This window comes from Desulfosalsimonas sp. (genome assembly GCF_055149105.1).
In genome coordinates this window covers 33,515-50,225 of the sequence record NZ_JBSRLA010000020.1, presented here as the reverse complement: position 1 = coordinate 50,225, position 16,711 = coordinate 33,515, and the positions used below count along the sequence as shown (strand labels likewise).

General features: G+C 57.4%; 16 protein-coding genes. 10 read left to right on the top strand and 6 right to left on the bottom strand.

Features of this window, described 5'->3' with window-relative positions:
• Positions 1 to 147 precede the first annotated feature (147 nt).
• A complete protein-coding gene (locus ACTCIA_RS06970; protein ID WP_463001083.1) occupies positions 148 to 900 on the top strand; it encodes a lysophospholipid acyltransferase family protein in 753 nt (250 codons plus the stop codon).
• On the opposite strand, the gene ACTCIA_RS06965 is transcribed toward ACTCIA_RS06970, so the two are convergent.
• Complete coding sequence (locus tag ACTCIA_RS06965; RefSeq protein ID WP_463001082.1) at positions 897 to 1,136, bottom strand: helix-turn-helix domain-containing protein; 240 nt, start codon at positions 1,134 to 1,136, stop codon at positions 897 to 899. The genes ACTCIA_RS06970 and ACTCIA_RS06965 overlap by 4 nt on opposite strands.
• A gap of 343 nt (positions 1,137 to 1,479) precedes the next feature.
• On the opposite strand from ACTCIA_RS06965, the gene ACTCIA_RS06960 reads away from it, so the two are divergent.
• From ACTCIA_RS06960 to ACTCIA_RS06920, 9 genes are all read left to right on the top strand, one after another.
• Positions 1,480 to 1,905 carry an acyl-CoA thioesterase gene (locus tag ACTCIA_RS06960; protein ID WP_463001081.1) on the top strand — a complete coding sequence of 142 codons (426 nt, stop codon included), beginning with the start codon at positions 1,480 to 1,482 and terminating at the stop codon, positions 1,903 to 1,905.
• A gap of 1 nt (position 1,906) precedes the next feature.
• Positions 1,907 to 3,673: a DegV family protein gene (locus ACTCIA_RS06955; RefSeq protein WP_463001080.1), complete on the top strand. Its 1,767-nt coding sequence runs from the start codon at positions 1,907 to 1,909 to the stop codon at positions 3,671 to 3,673.
• The gene (locus ACTCIA_RS06950) at positions 3,636 to 4,436 is read left to right on the top strand and encodes a glycosyltransferase family 2 protein (protein WP_463001079.1); all 801 of its coding nucleotides are present in this window, start codon (positions 3,636 to 3,638) and stop codon (positions 4,434 to 4,436) included. The genes ACTCIA_RS06955 and ACTCIA_RS06950 overlap by 38 nt, the downstream gene beginning before the upstream one ends.
• Positions 4,433 to 7,552: an MMPL family transporter gene (locus tag ACTCIA_RS06945; RefSeq protein ID WP_463001078.1), complete on the top strand. Its 3,120-nt coding sequence runs from the start codon at positions 4,433 to 4,435 to the stop codon at positions 7,550 to 7,552. Before ACTCIA_RS06950 ends, ACTCIA_RS06945 begins: the two co-directional genes overlap by 4 nt.
• Complete coding sequence (locus ACTCIA_RS06940) at positions 7,549 to 8,418, top strand: LpxL/LpxP family acyltransferase (RefSeq protein ID WP_463001077.1); 870 nt, start codon at positions 7,549 to 7,551, stop codon at positions 8,416 to 8,418. Before ACTCIA_RS06945 ends, ACTCIA_RS06940 begins: the two co-directional genes overlap by 4 nt.
• Positions 8,419 to 8,590: 172 nt before the next feature.
• Positions 8,591 to 10,762 (top strand): beta-ketoacyl synthase N-terminal-like domain-containing protein, encoded by a 2,172-nt coding sequence (locus ACTCIA_RS06935; protein ID WP_463001076.1) that lies wholly within the window; start codon positions 8,591 to 8,593, stop codon positions 10,760 to 10,762.
• Positions 10,759 to 12,117, top strand: a complete 1,359-nt coding sequence (locus tag ACTCIA_RS06930) for a lipid biosynthesis B12-binding/radical SAM protein (protein ID WP_463001075.1) — start codon at positions 10,759 to 10,761, stop codon at positions 12,115 to 12,117. The genes ACTCIA_RS06935 and ACTCIA_RS06930 overlap by 4 nt, the downstream gene beginning before the upstream one ends.
• Entirely contained in the window at positions 12,114 to 12,938 is an 825-nt protein-coding gene (locus tag ACTCIA_RS06925; protein ID WP_463001074.1) for a polysaccharide deacetylase family protein, read from the top strand. The genes ACTCIA_RS06930 and ACTCIA_RS06925 overlap by 4 nt, the downstream gene beginning before the upstream one ends.
• Before the next feature lie 24 nt (positions 12,939 to 12,962).
• Complete coding sequence (locus tag ACTCIA_RS06920; protein WP_463001073.1) at positions 12,963 to 13,442, top strand: sll1863 family stress response protein; 480 nt, start codon at positions 12,963 to 12,965, stop codon at positions 13,440 to 13,442.
• Between the two features lie 10 nt (positions 13,443 to 13,452).
• On the opposite strand, the gene ACTCIA_RS06915 is transcribed toward ACTCIA_RS06920, so the two are convergent.
• The 5 genes from ACTCIA_RS06915 to ACTCIA_RS06895 form a co-directional block, all read right to left on the bottom strand.
• On the bottom strand, positions 13,453 to 14,175 hold the full coding sequence (locus ACTCIA_RS06915; RefSeq protein ID WP_463001072.1) for a hypothetical protein: 723 nt from the start codon (positions 14,173 to 14,175) through the stop codon (positions 13,453 to 13,455).
• Positions 14,168 to 14,593: a hypothetical protein gene (locus ACTCIA_RS06910; protein WP_463001071.1), complete on the bottom strand. Its 426-nt coding sequence runs from the start codon at positions 14,591 to 14,593 to the stop codon at positions 14,168 to 14,170. Before ACTCIA_RS06910 ends, ACTCIA_RS06915 begins: the two co-directional genes overlap by 8 nt.
• Before the next feature lie 126 nt (positions 14,594 to 14,719).
• Complete coding sequence (locus ACTCIA_RS06905) at positions 14,720 to 15,355, bottom strand: LolA family protein (RefSeq protein WP_463001070.1); 636 nt, start codon at positions 15,353 to 15,355, stop codon at positions 14,720 to 14,722.
• A complete protein-coding gene (fabG, locus tag ACTCIA_RS06900) occupies positions 15,355 to 16,077 on the bottom strand; it encodes a 3-oxoacyl-ACP reductase FabG (RefSeq protein ID WP_463001069.1) in 723 nt (240 codons plus the stop codon). Before fabG ends, ACTCIA_RS06905 begins: the two co-directional genes overlap by 1 nt.
• A 140-nt stretch (positions 16,078 to 16,217) precedes the next feature.
• Entirely contained in the window at positions 16,218 to 16,646 is a 429-nt protein-coding gene (locus ACTCIA_RS06895; protein WP_463001068.1) for a hypothetical protein, read from the bottom strand.
• Between the last annotated feature and the right edge of the window lie 65 nt (positions 16,647 to 16,711).

The window sequence follows — 16,711 nt, the reverse complement described above, 5'->3', positions numbered from 1 at the left end:
TAAAAAGTCTTTTTTACAGGCAGTGTTAAGTTTTAAGTGATTAAGTATTAAGTAAAATCAATAAGTTGTCTCTTTAGTGGTTGACGGTGATATCCGTTTTAGGACTTTTTACGGCACCATCAGACCTTAAATCCGGTGAAAATTTTTATGAAAAACCGTTTGATTGCAATTGCCTGGTTCAGTTTTGTGGGTATTACCTCGGTAATCTTTTTTCTGGCCGCACTTGTCATCAAGGTCACCACCGTGGCCTTTGACCGGCGGCTGGTGATTCTCCAGCAGTTTACCTGCTTTTGGGGCGCGCTTTACACCTGGATTATCCCGGCATGGAAAATCCGCATCCAGGGCCGGGAGCACATCGACTCCAAAAAGGCCCGGGTGGTGGTTTCCAACCATCAGTCCCTGCTCGACATCCTGGTGCTGTTCAATCTGTTTTGCCACTTCAAGTTTGTGTCCAAAAGCGAAATTTTCAAGGTTCCTCTGATCGGCTGGAACATGCGGTTTAACCGCTATATTGAATTAAAACGCGGAGACAAGCGAAGCATTGCAAAAATGATGCAGGACTGCAAGAAAGCCCTGGACGAAGGAAGTTCCGTGCTGATTTTCCCGGAAGGCACCCGGTCGCCTGACGGCAATGTCCGAAATTTCAAGTCTGGCGCTTTTATCCTGGCTACAGAGCATCAGGCCCCGATTCAGCCCATCGTGATCTCAGGCACCAACAAGGCCCTGCCAAAGCACAGCATCAACTTTCACGGGAGATGCGACATCCGGGTGCGGATCTTGCCCGAAATCCCGTATGAACAATTCAGCCACCTGACCTCTGAGGAAACCGCCCTGATGGTGCGCGAAAAAATCATCCAAGAACTGGAAGATATAGAAAAACAGCAGACAGCCGACAGCTAGGCCGCGGCGGCCTGCACCAAATCCTGCCATTGTTTTTCCATTAATGCGGCCAGGGCGCCGTCTTCAACTTCATAGTATTTTTCAAGCCGCTGAATCTGGCCCTCAGAGGCTACCCGAACGCCTTTTTCCATTTCACTGTAGCGCGACTGTGGAATGCCCACAGCCTGTGCCACCTGCCCTGTGCTCACCTGTTTTTTCTGCCGCAGTTCCTTGAGTTCATCTCCAAATACAGGCATGGATGGATCTCCTTTTTCTTGTGTTCTGATTTTTCATCAACGCATGTTGCATAATTTTATAGGAAAAACAAGCCGAAGAAATCAAGGGGAAAAGATTTTGCATACCGTCTTTTCTCTTTCCGGCAGGACTGACAGTCTCGCAAAAACCTTTCAAATCATCCCATGTTTCTCAGGAAGAAAGCCTCTCGGCCGGGGCCAAAGAAATGATCAGTAACCTTTGTAAACGTCTTTCTTGACAGCCGCCCCCTGTGCCGGTAAATTGGCAAAACCGCCGTAACAGCAATCCCCGCAGTTCCTGGCGTTTGGCAGGAAACGGGATTTTTATGAAGCCGGACAGGATTTTATGAAATCTGAAGACACCGACAGAATCTGTGAAGTGAAATTCACCGTCCCGTTCCATGACCTGGACCCCATGGAAGTGGTATGGCACGGGAATTACTTCAAATACTTTGACATCACCCGCGATGCCCTGTTCCGGAAACTGGGCGTGGACTTATACCGGGTCTACAACGATACCCAACACATTTTCCCCATCATCCGCACCAGCATCAAGCACGTGTTTCCCCTGCGGTTCCGCGACGAGTTTGTCTGCCGGGCCAAACTCACGGCAGTGGACTACAAAATCGGCGTGGACTTTATCATCCGCCTCACAGAAGACAACCGGGTCATTGCCAAAGGCAAAAGCCAGCAGGCAGCCGTCAAGATCCCGGAGATGGAAACCCTGTTTAAAATTCCGGATCCCATCCGGCACGCACTCGGATTTGAATAACATGACAGCAGAATTTCACCAGGCCCTTTTAACCGGCTATGAGCGGCTGGCCGCATGGTCGGCGGTCCTTGACCGGATCAACGTATTTCCGGTGGCAGACGGGGATACGGGCCGAAACCTCATGATCACCCTGGCCCCCCTCAGAAATATTTCCGCCCGGGGCCCGGAAAAAACCGGACACCAGATTCTGTTTGCCGCAAGGGGCAATTCCGGCAACATTGCAGCCCGTTTTGTCAATGATCTTCTGGCCGCAAACGGCTTAAAAACCCTTTACCAGTGTGCCCAAACCGGTGCGCAAAACGCCCGCAGCGCAATTTCCAGACCCCGGGCCGGCACCATGCTCACCGTTATTGATGCTTTTGCCGAAACCATAGCCGCCCTGCCCGACCCGAAAAACCCCAAAAACGGCCTTAAAACCGTCACAGATGCCATGCAGTCCGCAGTTGACAGCAGCACCGGCCAGATCCGGGAGCTGAGCGCCGCCAAGGTTGTGGATGCCGGCGCCCTTGGCATGTTCGTGTTTCTGGAAGGCTTTTTTACCGATTTTTGCGGACAAGGCCGCCCCTTTCTCCCCATCCACGAAATCTTTGCCGGCCGGCTCAAAATTGATCCGGATTATGCCGCATCCGCGGAAAACGGCTTTTGCGTGGATGCAGTGGTGGAGGTAAACGAGAACTCCGGCACACAAGGCCCGGCAGCCGCAGAAGACCACGACAGTCTGACGGTTTTTCACTCCGGCGGGTACGCCAAAATTCACCTGCACACCGCAGACCGCTCTGCCGCGCGAAAACAGCTCGGCCAGATGGGCCGCATTGTTTCCTGGAACGAAGACGACATGGCCGAGCAGGCCGCGGCCTTCAGGCTGCCGGCCGCCGCAGGGCCGGTGCACGTTGTCACGGATGCGGCCGGCTCCATATCCCGGCACCTGGCCGGCCTGCTGGGCATCACCCTTCTGGAAAGCTATGTCACCGTGGGCGACCGCTGCATCCCGGAAACATGCATGGACCCGGAGGAACTTTACCAGGCCATGCGCCGGGGCGTGCGGGCTTCAACCTCCCAGGCCTCGGATTTTGAGCGCCATCAGCATTACGCCCGGCTTCTGTCCCAGCACGACCGGGTGGTTTACCTGTGCGTGGGCTCGGTCTACACCGGCAATTACCAAGCAGCCATGGACTGGAAAGCGGAAAACGACCCGGAAGACCGGTTTTGGATCATTGACACCGGCGCTGCCTCGGGCCGCCTGGCGGCCATAGCCGCGGCCACGGCCCGGTATGCAGCCGGCGCTCAAAGCGCAGACCAGGTGATCGCATTTGCCCGTAACATTGTTGAGCGCTGCGGGGAATACATCTTTCTCGACGAGCTCAAATACCTGGCCGCAGGGGGCCGAATGTCGAAAACCGGGGCCTTTTTCGGCGACATGCTCCACATGAAACCGGTGATCAGCCCCCTTTCCCACGGGGCGGTAAAAGTCGGCATCGTGCGAAACGCCGAAGCCCAGATCAAATTTGCCGAACAAAAGCTGCCGCAGGACGTAAACCACGCCAAAGCCCCGTTTTTGCTGCTGGAATATTCCGATAACCGGCAATGGGTGGCCGGCCCGGTCAAAGAACGCATGGCCGGGATTTTTCCAGAAGCTGAAATCCTGCTCCAGCCCATGTCCATGACCTCCGGGGTCCACATCGGCCCGGGCGCCTGGGCCGTGGCCTGGTGCTGGGACAACCCGCGGAAACATGACTCCCAAGACCCCCTGCATGTCCATGAATCCTGAATCCGGCCCCAAAACAAGTCCGGCGCAAAAGCGGCCGCAAAAGCACCGGTTTGCCATCGTAATCCCGGTCTACAATCACGGTGCAGCCCTAGAAGCGGTCATATCCCGGGCAAAGGGGCTTGGTGCAGATATTATCGTGGTAAACGACGGATCAACAGATGACACCGCTGCCCGGCTCAGGCGGATTTCAGATATCTCCGTGATCACCCATGACCGCAACGCCGGCAAGGGCGCGGCCCTTCAAACCGGCCTGGCAGAGGCGGCGCAAATGGCCGACTATGCCGTGACCATAGACGCAGACGGCCAGCATGACCCGGCAGACGCCCCGGACCTGATGGCGGCTGCGACCGATTCCGGCCGCGCTCTGATCGTGGGCTGCCGCACGGGAATGGAACAATCCCATATCCGATACGGCTCCCGGATGGGCCGCCGGTTTTCCAACTTCTGGGTTTGGGTATGCGGCGGCCCCAAACTCTCGGATTCCCAGAGCGGATTCCGGGCCTATCCCCTGCCCGGGGCCCTGCACTGGGGGGCGGTGTGCAACCGGTTTGACTTTGAGGTGGAGATCCTGGTGCGGGCCCGCCGCCATGGTGTTGCCGTAATTGAAGTACCGGTAAACGTCCATTACCTGCCGGCTGACCAGCGCATCTCCCATTTCCGCCCGGGCCTGGATTTTCTTCGCAATGCAGGGATTTTTACCCGGCTTTTGGGACAGCGGTTTGTTGGTTTTCTAAGAAAATCGGCAAGGAGCGGCGGCCATTGACACAAACCAGGGTTACAAAAAAATCCATGCTGGCCCGGGGCCTCCTTCTTGCCTTGGTTGCCGGGGCAATGGCATTTTTCGCCTTTTCTGCCTCGGGCCTCCGGATTGAAACCAACATCCTGCATTCCCTGCCCACAGGCAACCCGGTCATGGCAGACAGCCATGAAGTCATTTTAAACCACCCCTACCAAAACCGGGTATTGATCGACCTGGGCCTTAAACCCGCAGACCCGGAGCTGCTTTCTGAGGCCGCAGGGCGGCTGGAGGCGCATCTGGAGGCCACCGGGCTTTTTAATTCCGTGGGTATCAAAGACGCCGGACAGATTTTTTCCGCCCTGGATCTTTATGCGGCACAGCATCTGCCGGCGCTGCTCACGGCCCGGGACCTTGAAAGAAAAGTAACCCCTTTGCTGGAAAAAGGGGTGCTGGAAAAACGGGTCAGGCAAAACCTGTCCCGGCTATACACCATGGAAAGCACCGGCCGGGCCCGGGCCATTGTGGCCGATCCAGCGGGCCTGCGCGATGTGGTCCTGGAAAAAACCCGGGCCCTGATGCCGGCGGAAAACATCGAATTTCAAAAGGGCCGGCTGTTTTCCAGGGACCTGGACCATGTATTAATTATAGCCGATCCAGGCCGGGCGGCAACCGGATCAGAAGCCGCCAGAGAGATCGCCACGGCCATTGACCAGGCCAGGCAGGCGCTGGCCAAAGACTTTGACACCCGGGGCGCGGACCTGACACTGACCGCAGCCGGCGCCTACCGGGCGGTGATCGATAATGAAACCGCGGCCAAAAGCGACGCCAGACAGGCGGTGTTTCTTTCCGCCCTGGGCATTGCCGCGCTGCTCATGCTGGCCTTTCCCAGGCCCGCAATCGGGCTTTTGGCATTTGTGCCCGCAGTGTTCGGCACCCTGGCCGCCCTGGTGGTATACGCCCTGTTCCACGAATCCATCACCATCATGGCCCTGGGTTTCGGCGGGGCCATCGTGGCCATTACGGTTGACCACGGCATTTCCTATCTGCTGTTTGCAGACCGGCCCCATGAAACAACCGGCAGACACGCCTCCAGGGAAGTGTGGGCAGTGGCCCTTGCAGCGGCGCTGACCTCGGCGGGGGCCTTTTTTCTGCTGGTTTTCAGCGGATTTCCCATACTGGCGGAAATCGGGCAGTTTGCCGCTTTGGGCATTTTGTTTTCCTTTTTGTTCGTGCATACCGGCTTTCCCCTGCTCATGCCCGGGCTTAAAGGCGCCCGGAGAAAGCACCGGCTGCTGCTGCAAACCGCGGTGGACCATGCAGTGCTGTCCGGCAAAAAGCCCAAGCTGGTTTTCGCCCTTCTGGCAGCCGGAATTCTGGCCTTTTTTGCCCGGCCCGATTTCTGCGTGGATATTTCCGCCATCAATACCGTGAGCAAAGACACCCTTGCCGCAGAACAGCAGATCGCAGACACCTGGGGAAACCAAATGCATAACCGGGTCCATGTCATGGCCCGGGCGGAAAACAAAGAAAAACTCCAGCAGGCAAGCGACCGGCTTGCCGCCGAAATCGAAGACCAGATGGCTGAAAACCGCATTTCAGAGGCCTTTTTGCCCTCCATGCTGTTTCCCGGCCCAAAGCGCTGCCGCACCAACATCAATGCATGGCAACAATTCTGGCAGGATGCCGGGCAAAAGCAAGTGGTTTCCCGCATCATGGATCAGGCCGCGGCCCTGGGGATGAACCCGGAAAATTTTGCAGACGTGTATAAAAGCCAAACCACGGACTGCGCCTCAGGGCAAATGCACTTTGACAAACGTTTTTTTGATTTTCTGGGCATTCATTCCGAAAAGACCGGAGACGGGCGCATCCTGTTTGCCTCCCTTGTGCCCGGAGAAAATTATGATCCGGCCCGGTTTTTTGACACGATTTCATCGGGCCGGCCGGAAATCTCCGTGCTGGACACCAATTATTACTCACAAAACCTGGGCATGCTGCTGTCGGATACCTTTGTGCGGATGTTTGCCATTGTGGCCGCGGGCGTGGCCGTGCTGCTGGTGATATTTTTTGCCGATCTCACCCTTGCGGCGGTCTCGCTTCTGCCACTGGGCTTTGCCATGGTCTGCACCCTGGGGCTTTTGCACCTGCTGGGCCAGCCGTTAAACATCCCCGGCCTGATGCTCTCTGTGGTGGTTTTCGGCATGGGCCTGGATTATTCCCTTTATTTCGTCCGGGCCTACCAGCGCTACGGCACAGCAGCCCATCCGCATTTCGCCCACATCCGAATGACCGTGTTTCTGGCCGCGGCCTCCACCTTTATTGGATTTGCCGCCCTGGCCGCAGGAGAACACCTGCTCATGAAAAGCCTGGGCCTGATTCTGGCCCCTGCGGTGCTGTTTGTGGCCGCCGGAACCTTCTGCCTGCTGCCGGCCATTCTGGATTTCCTATTTCAGCCCGCAGTCCCGGGCCAGGGTGTTGCAGCGCCAGGCTCTGCAGAGCACAAAAAACGCCTGGCCCGCATCTACCGGCACACCGAGGCCTATCCCCGGATTTTTGCCGCAGTCAAGCGCCGGATGGATCCCATGTTTGCCGAACTTCCCGGTTTTCTGGACAGGCCGGCCGCGGTTTTGGATATCGGGTGCGGCTACGGCATCACCGCCGGATGGCTGCTGGCCATGGACCCCGAAATCCGGATCCACGGCATGGACCCGGATGCTGAACGGGTTCGGTTTGCCCGCCGCATCACGGCTGATCAGGGAGCCATATGGCAGGCCGCGGCCCCGGACCTGCCGGCGACGGACCATCCTGCAGACACCGCGCTGATGATCGACATGCTCCATTACCTATCAGATGACGCTGCCGCCCAAACCCTGGCCGCGGCAAAAGACCGCCTTGAACCGGGCGGCCGGCTGATCATGCGCGCGGCCGTGCTCAGAGATTCAAAACCTTCCTTTCTGCGGCGGGTTGAAATCCTTCGCTTAAAAATCCGGAAAATTCAACGCCATGACCGAACCGAGGCCCAAATCCGGGATCTGTTGACATCTACGGGCTTTGAAATCCGCCATGTGCAGGACTCGGGCCGGGGCCGCGAGGAAAAATGGTTTGTGGCCAGAAAACCCCAAAGTTATGGTGAAACCCGATGATCCGCCTGTTTTACCAAATCCTGGTATATTGCTCTGAAAAATACGGGCTTTGGGTTTTTTATGCAGCCGTGCGCACCATTGCAGCCGGCTATTTTCTGTTTTTCCCGCCACGGGTGGCCGTGAGCGTTCGCTTTTACAGAACCCTTTTTCCCGGCCGGCCGGCATGGTATCATATCTGGTGTGTGTGGCGGCAGTTTCACAGCTTTACCCATCTTTACGTGGACCGCTACCTGCTGGAACACAAAAACCGCATCACCTACACCACCCACGGCCTGGAGCATCTAAAGGCCTGCATAAAAGCCGGCACCGGCGGGATTTTGCTCATGAGCCACGTGGGCAACTGGGAGGTGGCCGCCCGGCTGCTAAAAGAGCAGGGCGTGCCCCTGCTTCTGGTCATGGGAGAAAAACAGAACGAGCAGATCGAGGGCACACAGAAACAAAGCCTGCGAAAAAGCGGGGTAAGGGTGATTGCCGGCCAAAACCGTCAGGGTTCGCCCATGGAAATCATCGAGGCAATGGCATATTTGCGAAAGGGCTGGATTCTGTCCATGGCCGGAGACAGGTTCCGGGACCCGGGCCAGGCATATGTGGAGACCATTTTTTTCAACCGCCCGGTGCGGCTGCCCAGGGCCCCCTTTGCACTGGCCGCAGCCACCAGAACACCGATTTACGTATTTTTTGCCGTTCGCACGGGCGCGCATCATTACAGCTTTATCATTCACCCGCCCATTTCGCCGGCCCGGAAAAAAGGCCCGGGCCGCGACCGGCAGATAGCTGATGCCGTCCGGCAATACACCCGCCTGCTGGAGCAGGCGGTACTGGCACACCCCTGCCAGTGGCATCATTTTGAACCCTTTATTCGCTAAGGGTTGGTCACAAAATAAGTTGGGCAAATTTGGCGCCGGAATTTTTTCCGTCTTCGAGGCGCGAGAAGGGAGAATAGCAAGCTATTTGACCGACGCAGCAACAAAGAAGACGGGAAAAAGAACAAGCCAACTGTTCAAGTTATTTTGTGACCAACCCTAAGGACCCGGTATTTTGACAGGCATTTACATCACCGGCATTGCAATGATCACGCCCATGGGAGACACCCGGCAGACCATGGCCGCACTGGAAAAAAACCGGATTTGTGCCGCCCCCCTGACCCTGTTTGCCCATCCAGACCCGCCAGTGGCCGGGCAGGTAAGCATGGACCTGCCTGTCATTGATGAGGGCCGGACCCACACGCTCACAGATGCCGCGGTCAGACAGATCATGGCCCAATGTCCGGGCGATGTGCCAGACGCGCTGGTCATGGGCGTGACCACCGGCGGAATGCCCGAATCCGAAGTATTGATCAAAAACCATGTCACAGACCCCCGGGCCTATGCCGGCCACGGTCTGGACACGGTGGCCCGGCATGCGGCCGGGGTCTGCGGATGCACCGGACCGGTGTTGACAGTCTCCACTGCCTGCTCCTCCGGGACTGCGGCCATTGCCCTGGCCGCCCGGATGATTGGCTGCGGCATGGCCCAAACCGTGCTGGCCGGGGGCGCTGATGCCCTGTGCCGGCTGACCTGCCACGGATTTGCCTCCCTGCAGTTAATCGACCCGGAGGGCGCCCGGCCCTTTGACGCGCACAGAAAAGGCATGCACCTTTCCGAGGCCGCGGCCCTGGTGCTGCTCAAAGGCGGTCAAACGTCCCCGGAAAACGCAATTGCCCGGGTCCTGGGCGCCGGCCTTTCCTGTGACGCCCACCACGCCACGTCCCCGCACCCGGAAGGCCTGGGCGCGGCCCGGGCCATGGAAGCCGCCTTAAAAGATGCCGGGATAGGCCCTGCAGACATTGACTACATCAATTTACACGGCACCGGCACCATCGGCAATGACGCAGCCGAAGCCCGGGCCGTGCATACGGTATTCGGAGACAACCCGCCGGCACTGTCCTCTGTCAAGGGCGCTTTGGGCCACAGCCTTGCAACGGCCGGGGCCATGGAGGCGGGCATCTGCGCCCGGGCCGCGGCAGACGGCTTTCTGCCCGCAAACGCCGGCATGCGCACCCCGGACCCGGATCTCGACATCCAGCCCCTGACCCGGCCGGAGCACAGAAAAATCAAAACCGTGCTGTCCAATTCCTTCGGGTTCGGGGGCAACAATGCCGCCCTGGTCATTGGCGGCATTCAAAACAAAAACACGGGCAAAGCCGGAAAGCACGGGCATTGCACAGAACCTCCCCATGTCACAGGCGTTTTAACCGGCATGTGCATCACCGGTGCAGGCGGCACAGAGGCCAGTCTGCAGGCATTTTACAACAATCTTTCCTGCGCCGGGATATTGTCCAACACAGATCTGTCTGCTGACCTGGATACAAAAGCCGTCCGGCGGTTAAAGCGGCTTTCCAGAATGGCGGTAAACCTGGCCGGCCAGGCGGTATCCCGCACAAATATGGAAAATCAGATTTCAGACCTGTTTTTCGGCACCGGCTGGGGGGCTCTTACAGAAACCCATGCTTTTCTCACCCGGCTGTTTGCCAACCAGGAGCGGCTTTCCAGCCCCATGGATTTTGCCGGATCCGTACACAACGCCCCTGCCGGCCAGGCCGCACTCATGCTCGGGGCCAGGGGTGCAAACATGACACTCACAGGACAGGACGACGCCTTTGAACAGGCTTTGATCGCAGCCCGGCTCATGGGAAACAACCATGCCCCGTGTCTGGTCATGGGCGCAGACGAAGCCCATGATCCGCTGGTCCGCCGGTTTGATCCGTCAGCCGCCCTGGCCGGCACTCCGGCCGACGGCGGGGGCGGACTGATGCTCACATCCGCCAACACCGGCATCGGCATTGGTCCTGTATTTGTCCTTGGCGGCGATGATCCGGACAAAACCGCCGGCACCCTGGTAAAAAAACTGGGCGGTGCAAAAGCCGTTTCAGCAAGAATCGGCGTGATCTTTGCCGGCATTCCCGCAGCCCGGGCGGATTTTTCCCGCCAGGTGATCAACGCGTTTTGCCGGGCCCTTGACACAAACCTGCCAATGGTGGATTACCGGAAATATACCGGCGAGTTTGCCACGGCCTCTGCCGCGGCCGCAGGCCTGGCTGCCGGGTGCATGGAAAAAGGATTTCTCCCGGCCGGCCCGGCCGGAGACACGGAAATCGATCTGCGCGCCAGGGGAATTTTGATGATCAATGCCGGAAAACCCGTTACAGCAGTGGAGATGATGCACACATGAAGGTTTTGCTGATCTCGCCCAACACCGAAACCCGTCCCTACCCGGTCTACCCTCTGGGGCTGGACTACGTGGCCGGGGCCATCAAGGACCGCCATCAGGTGTGGATCGCAGATATCAATGAACCCGGCGGCGCAGATACCCTTTTGGCCCGGGTGGCGCAGACCGATCCGGATATCATCGGCATTTCCATCCGCAACGTGGACACCACTGATGCGGTCAACCCGGGCACCTATCTCTGGCAGAGCCGGGAACTTGTGGAGCGAATCCGCAAAATCAGCCAGGCTCCGGTCATTATCGGCGGCAGCGGGCTTAACATGTTTCCAGGGGACATTTTGACGCACCTGGGGGCGGATTATGCCCTGACCGGCGAAGGCGAGCGCCTGGCCGCGTTTCTGGACCGGCTTTCCCAAAACAAACCGGTAGCCGATCTGCCCGGGGTGATCACCCCAAACAGCCCGGCCGAAGCCCTCACACCGCCGACGCCCCTGGATAACTTAACAAAGCGCTCGTTTCTGGCCAACCGTCCGCACGTGGATTATTACCTGCGCCACGGCGGCATGCTCAACCTGCAGACCAAGCGGGGGTGCTGTTTTCAGTGCATTTACTGCACCTATCCCGACATCGAGGGCAGGCGCATGCGCCTGTTTGACCCCGCGGAAGTGGCCAAACAGGCCCGACAGCTCCAGGATGCCGGGGCCGCGTTTTTGTTTATCACGGATTCGGCATTCAATGCAGACCCGGATCACAGCCTGGCCGTGGCCCGGGCCTTTGAGCGCGCGCAGATCACCATTCCCTGGGGCGCCTACATCGCCCCGGCGCAGATGCCGGCAGGCTATTTTGCCGGCCTTGCAAAAGCCGGCATGACCCATGCGGAATTCGGCACAGACGCGTTCTGCGATTCCATCCTGGCCCAATACCGCAAACCCTTTACCTGCGCAGATATCTTCGCCGCCCACCAGGCCGCCCTGGATGCGGGAATCCATGCAGCCCATTTTTTTCTGCTGGGCGCACCGGACGAATCTGAAAAAACTCTGGAAACAACACTGGACAATGCCGCAGCCCTGGAGAAAACCGTCTGCTTTTTTTTCACCGGCATCCGCATTTATCCGGGTACCCGGGTGCGGCAGATGGCCGTGGAACGAGGACTGATCCAGACAAACGCAGATCTTCTTGAACCCGTGTTTTACAGCCCCGCACACATCAGCGCCCAACAAATACAGGCCCGGGTCCTGGAAAAGGCCCAAGACCGCATCAACTGGATTGTTGGCAGCGGCGGGGACAAAAGCGCGCAGATCATCTCCCGGCTCCATGCCCGGGGCCATACCGGGCCCCTGTGGGAGCACCTGGTCAGATGAAGGCCGGCTTTGGCATAGCCCCTGCCTGGCTTGCCGCAGCCGGCGCCTTTTTCGCGGCCGCGGCGGTTTTTTTCATCCACCCGTATTTTTCCGCGGCCGTGCTTGCCGCCTTTGTGATCATGTGCGCGGCAGGGGCGGTTTTGGGCCAGTGCGGGTTTTTTCTGCCCGTGACCTGCAAAGGCCCCAAAAACAGCAACAGCGTTGCCCTTACATTTGACGACGGCCCTCACCCGGAAACCACCCCGGCCCTGCTGGAACTGCTGGGGCGCTGGAATGCGCCGGCCACATTTTTTGTCACCGGCCAAAAGGCGGAAAAACATCCGGAAATTATCCAGCAAATCCTTGCCGCCGGCCACTGCATCGGCAATCACACATACAGCCACGACGTGTTTGTCATGCTCAAGCCCGCGGGAAAACTGGATGCGGAAATCGCAAAAACCCAAGACATCCTGGGCCGCTTCAACATCCGGCCCGCCGCCTTCCGCCCCCCGGCCGGGGTGGTCAACCCGAAGCTCAAGACCATACTTGAAAAATACAAAATGCGCTGTATTCTTTATTCATGCCGGGGACCGGACGTGGGAAACCGGAAAATCAACGGCCTGGCCGCGCGCATCGGCAGAAAAGTGCAAAGCGGAGACATCATCCTGCTCCATGACGGCCACCCGGGAACCGCTGGGTTTGATCCGCGGCAATGGCTTGCGGAAATGGAGAAAATTCTTATCATCCTTTCTGAAAAAGGCCTTGTGATCCGGTCTGTCTCCGGGCTCACGGGCCTGCCCGTGATGCACCAATCCATCCGGCCGAAAAAAAGCCGGCAATGACAAAACAAATGAAAGGACATTGCCATGAACCCGAAAACCCCTCTCAAGTGCCTGTTTGCCGCCCTGATTTTGATGCTGGCCTTTCTGGTCTGCGCCGGGCCGGCCGCTGCTGAATCCGGGAATCAAACCTCTGGTGAAAAAGTCAAGCAGGACATTGCCGAGGCCATTGAAAGCCTTAAGCAGTACTCGGCAGCCAAACAGGAAGAAATGGCCAAAAGGGCAAAAGAAGAAATCCAGCGCATGGACGAGCGCATCAATGAGCTGGAGCGCCGGTATGAAAAGGAAAAATCGGAAATGAGCAAAGAGATGAAGGAAAAAACCCGCTCCACCCTCGAAACCCTGCGGGAAAAACGCGAAGATCTTCAAAAATGGGCGGAAAAATTCAAAAACAGTTCAGGAGAGGCCTGGGAGGAAACCAAAAAGGGATTTTCCAGGGCGTGGCGTGATTTTCAGCGTTCTCTGGAAGACACCGAGGACAAAGCCCCAAACGAGACCCGGATCTGAAAAAAACCGATCACGGCAGATTTGCAGAATCCGGGTTCTGCTCGATGCGCTCAAGGTCCAGCCGGTAGCCCAAAACGCCGTGACGCTCAATCACGATGGTGTCTGCCGGCCTGAGGCCGGCTTCACCCGACGCCGGCGCCCGGGTAAGGGAAACGGTCTGAGTCTTTTTTCTGCCCGGGTTGTATTCAATGATTTGCACATGGTTCGGGCCGGACTGCACCACGTCCAGAAAACCGCCCTCGTCTAACAAATAACGACACACCGGGTGGTTGTCGGGATTTTTTCCCGCGGCAACCATCAGGCCCCGGGGGGGTAAAAACACCTGCCGGATATCGGCAAACAGGCGCTCTGCGAATTTTTCGCTGTCAAACGGACCGATGGCGCGCTCAACCCGGATCTCGCCATTGGCCTTGCCTGAAAACAGCACCAAGCCCTCGATGCTCATGATCACGCACTTGATCCGGCCGGCTTCCGGCGACACCCGGGTAACGGAAATGCCCTGGTAAATCTCGTCATTGGGCATCCGTGCGGTCATGGAATGCACGACCTGCCGGGGGGTGTCTGAAAACACTTCCCGGCAGGCCGTTTTCACCCGGGACTCAGCAACAGGGCCTTCCAGCCGGATTTCCGGCAGTCCGGCACATCCGGCTGCCATGAAAACCATAAAAACCAGAATCAGTACCGGCCGGGCAATCCGCAAGCCCCTGCAGGATGTATATTTGCGATTATTCAACTTTTTCCAGGTTCATGGGCATGCCGTTTTCCTGGGCCAGGTCGTCGTCATTAAAATAATTGCCCCGGAGCACGCCCTTTTCCTTCATTTCCAGCCGGGCCGTGTAATAGACCGAGCCGCCGGAGAGAAACACCAGGTAGACATTGTTGCCGCTGACCCTTCCGGTAATGTTGTAGTTGCCGATGTGGCCCTCAATTCTGCCATTTGTCTGCTCCAGCATGCCCTTGCCCCATCCAAACGGGGTGTTGGGATCCACATCCGCGTCCTGCCATTTGCCTTCCACATTGACGGCAGGGGCTCTGCTGCCGGAAATGTCGGCCAGCCATGGATCAATCTCATTTTTTTTCAAGCCTGCGGCGCAGGAAATCAGTGCCACGCTCATCAACACCAGAAAACCGCCGTAAATCCATTGTTTCATCATCAACCCCCTTTTACGGAAAAATTTGGATTTGGCCTGCTGCAAACAACATGTTCGCACGAACCGGAATCTGAAATAAAATATTATTCCAAATCAGCAGGGTGCAAACGATTTGTCAGCCCTTCTCTATCCGGCCTGCTCAAATACGCTGTCTGCAATCTTCGGGTTGATCTCTGTGTCATGAAACACAATGCGGGTATAAGAGGTTTCATCCTCATAAATAAAAGCAGACTCGATCACGCCCGGGGTGTCGGTGAGCTGGAGTTCGATTTTTTCGATTACTGCAGCGATGTTATTGTCCGCAGGGGTCAGCACCACCCGGCGCCCTTTTTTGAGTTCTGCGGAAAAAGCGGTGTTTTGCTCAAACCCGCCGCGGATCCATTGGCCCACCTGCTCCAGAAAAACGCGCATGGCCTCCAGATCCCTGCCCTGCCGGGCCTGCATGCCGTCTTCGCCCATGGCGTACTGGCGGATTTGGTCGCGGTTCATCACCAGAATGCTTTTTACGGGATCGGTGTATTCCCAGCGCAGGGAATCCGGGGCCCGGAAATACAGCTCGCCCTTGGATATCAGGGGGTTGTCGAGCATTTCCAAATGCTTTTCCTGGACAAACCGCGCTTTGACCGCCCGGATATCGGCTGCCTGAACTCCGATCTCCTCCATGGTGTCGGCCCAGCCGGCAAAAAACGGGACAGCACACAGCAGCGCGGCAAAAAAACCAAACCGGTAAAAAATCCTGCGCATGAAGGCAATGCCGGCCATCAGCCCATCCCCCCGTCCACACTGATCACCGCGCCGGTGATATAAGAGGCATCTTCCGAGCACAAAAACCGCACCACCTTTGCCACTTCCTCGGGCCGGCCGATGCGGGCCATGGGAATCATCTGCTTGATGAAATCCACAGGCGCCTCCTGGATCATTTCGGTTTCAATCAGACCCGGGGCCACAACATTGACCCGGATGCCCAGGCGCGCCACTTCGGCTGAAACCGCCTTGCTTGCCCCGATCAGGCCGGCCTTGGCAGCCGAGTAATTGGCCTGGCCCCGGTTGCCACGGATGCCGGAGAGCGAGGAAAGGGTCACCACAGACCCCCGTTTTTTGCGCATCATCTGCTTTAACACCGGTTTGGTGACATTGTAGAATCCTGAAAGGGCCGTGTTGATCACATTGTGCCAGTCTTTTTCCGGCATCATCACAAACAGCCCGTCTGCGGTAATACCGGCATTGTTGACCAACACCCCGATGTCATGGCCTGCGGCAATCTCTGCCACCGCCTCTTTGGCTGCAGCGGCATCCGTGATATCAAAACCCATGATTTCCGCGGCCCCGCCCGCGCTGCGGATCTCGTCCCGGGTCTGCCCGGCCGCATCCCGGTCGGATCGGTAATTGATGATCACAAAATAGCCGCAGGCAGCCAGTTCCAGACAAATCGCCCGCCCGATGCCGCGTCCTCCGCCGGTTACAACCGCTGTCTGTTGCTCCATAAATCTGCTTTCTCCTAACCCAAACGTTTCAACCAAATAAACAACTCTCTGATTTTATTTTTTTGAACCTTGAACCTTGAACCTTGAACTTTGAACCTTGAACTTTGAACTTTAAACGAAGTTAAAACGCCGTAAAAAATTCACCCGGTCCGCAGCACCTGAATAAAAGCCCGGCCCAGAGCTTGACCGTTCATGGTGCAGGTACCTTCGAACTCGGCGTAATTCATGTGCTTGGAGACCTTGACCGCGCAGGTTTCAATCTCCGCATCCAGGGGGATTTGCCCACAAAAGAATTCCGCCTCCTTGATGCCCACGATAAACCCGCCGCCGGAATGGCTCGCCGGGTCTTTTTCCAGCTCACTCCACCGGATCTGAATACCGGAAGTCTGGGCCACCAGCTCAATTAACACCACCGGATGGATACAACCATCCATGTGCATGGGCCATCCCAGGGAAGTTTTGGACCTCGCCACAGCCTTTTGCACGTCTGCGGCCACGATGCTGTCCACAAGCTTCATGGCATCGCGCTGGATCAAGTATTCTTCTGTATCGGACAAATCCTGACTCATGAACAGGCACCAATGACGCGGCCCGGGCATGGATGCACGGGCAGAAGCGATTCATATGCGAAAGA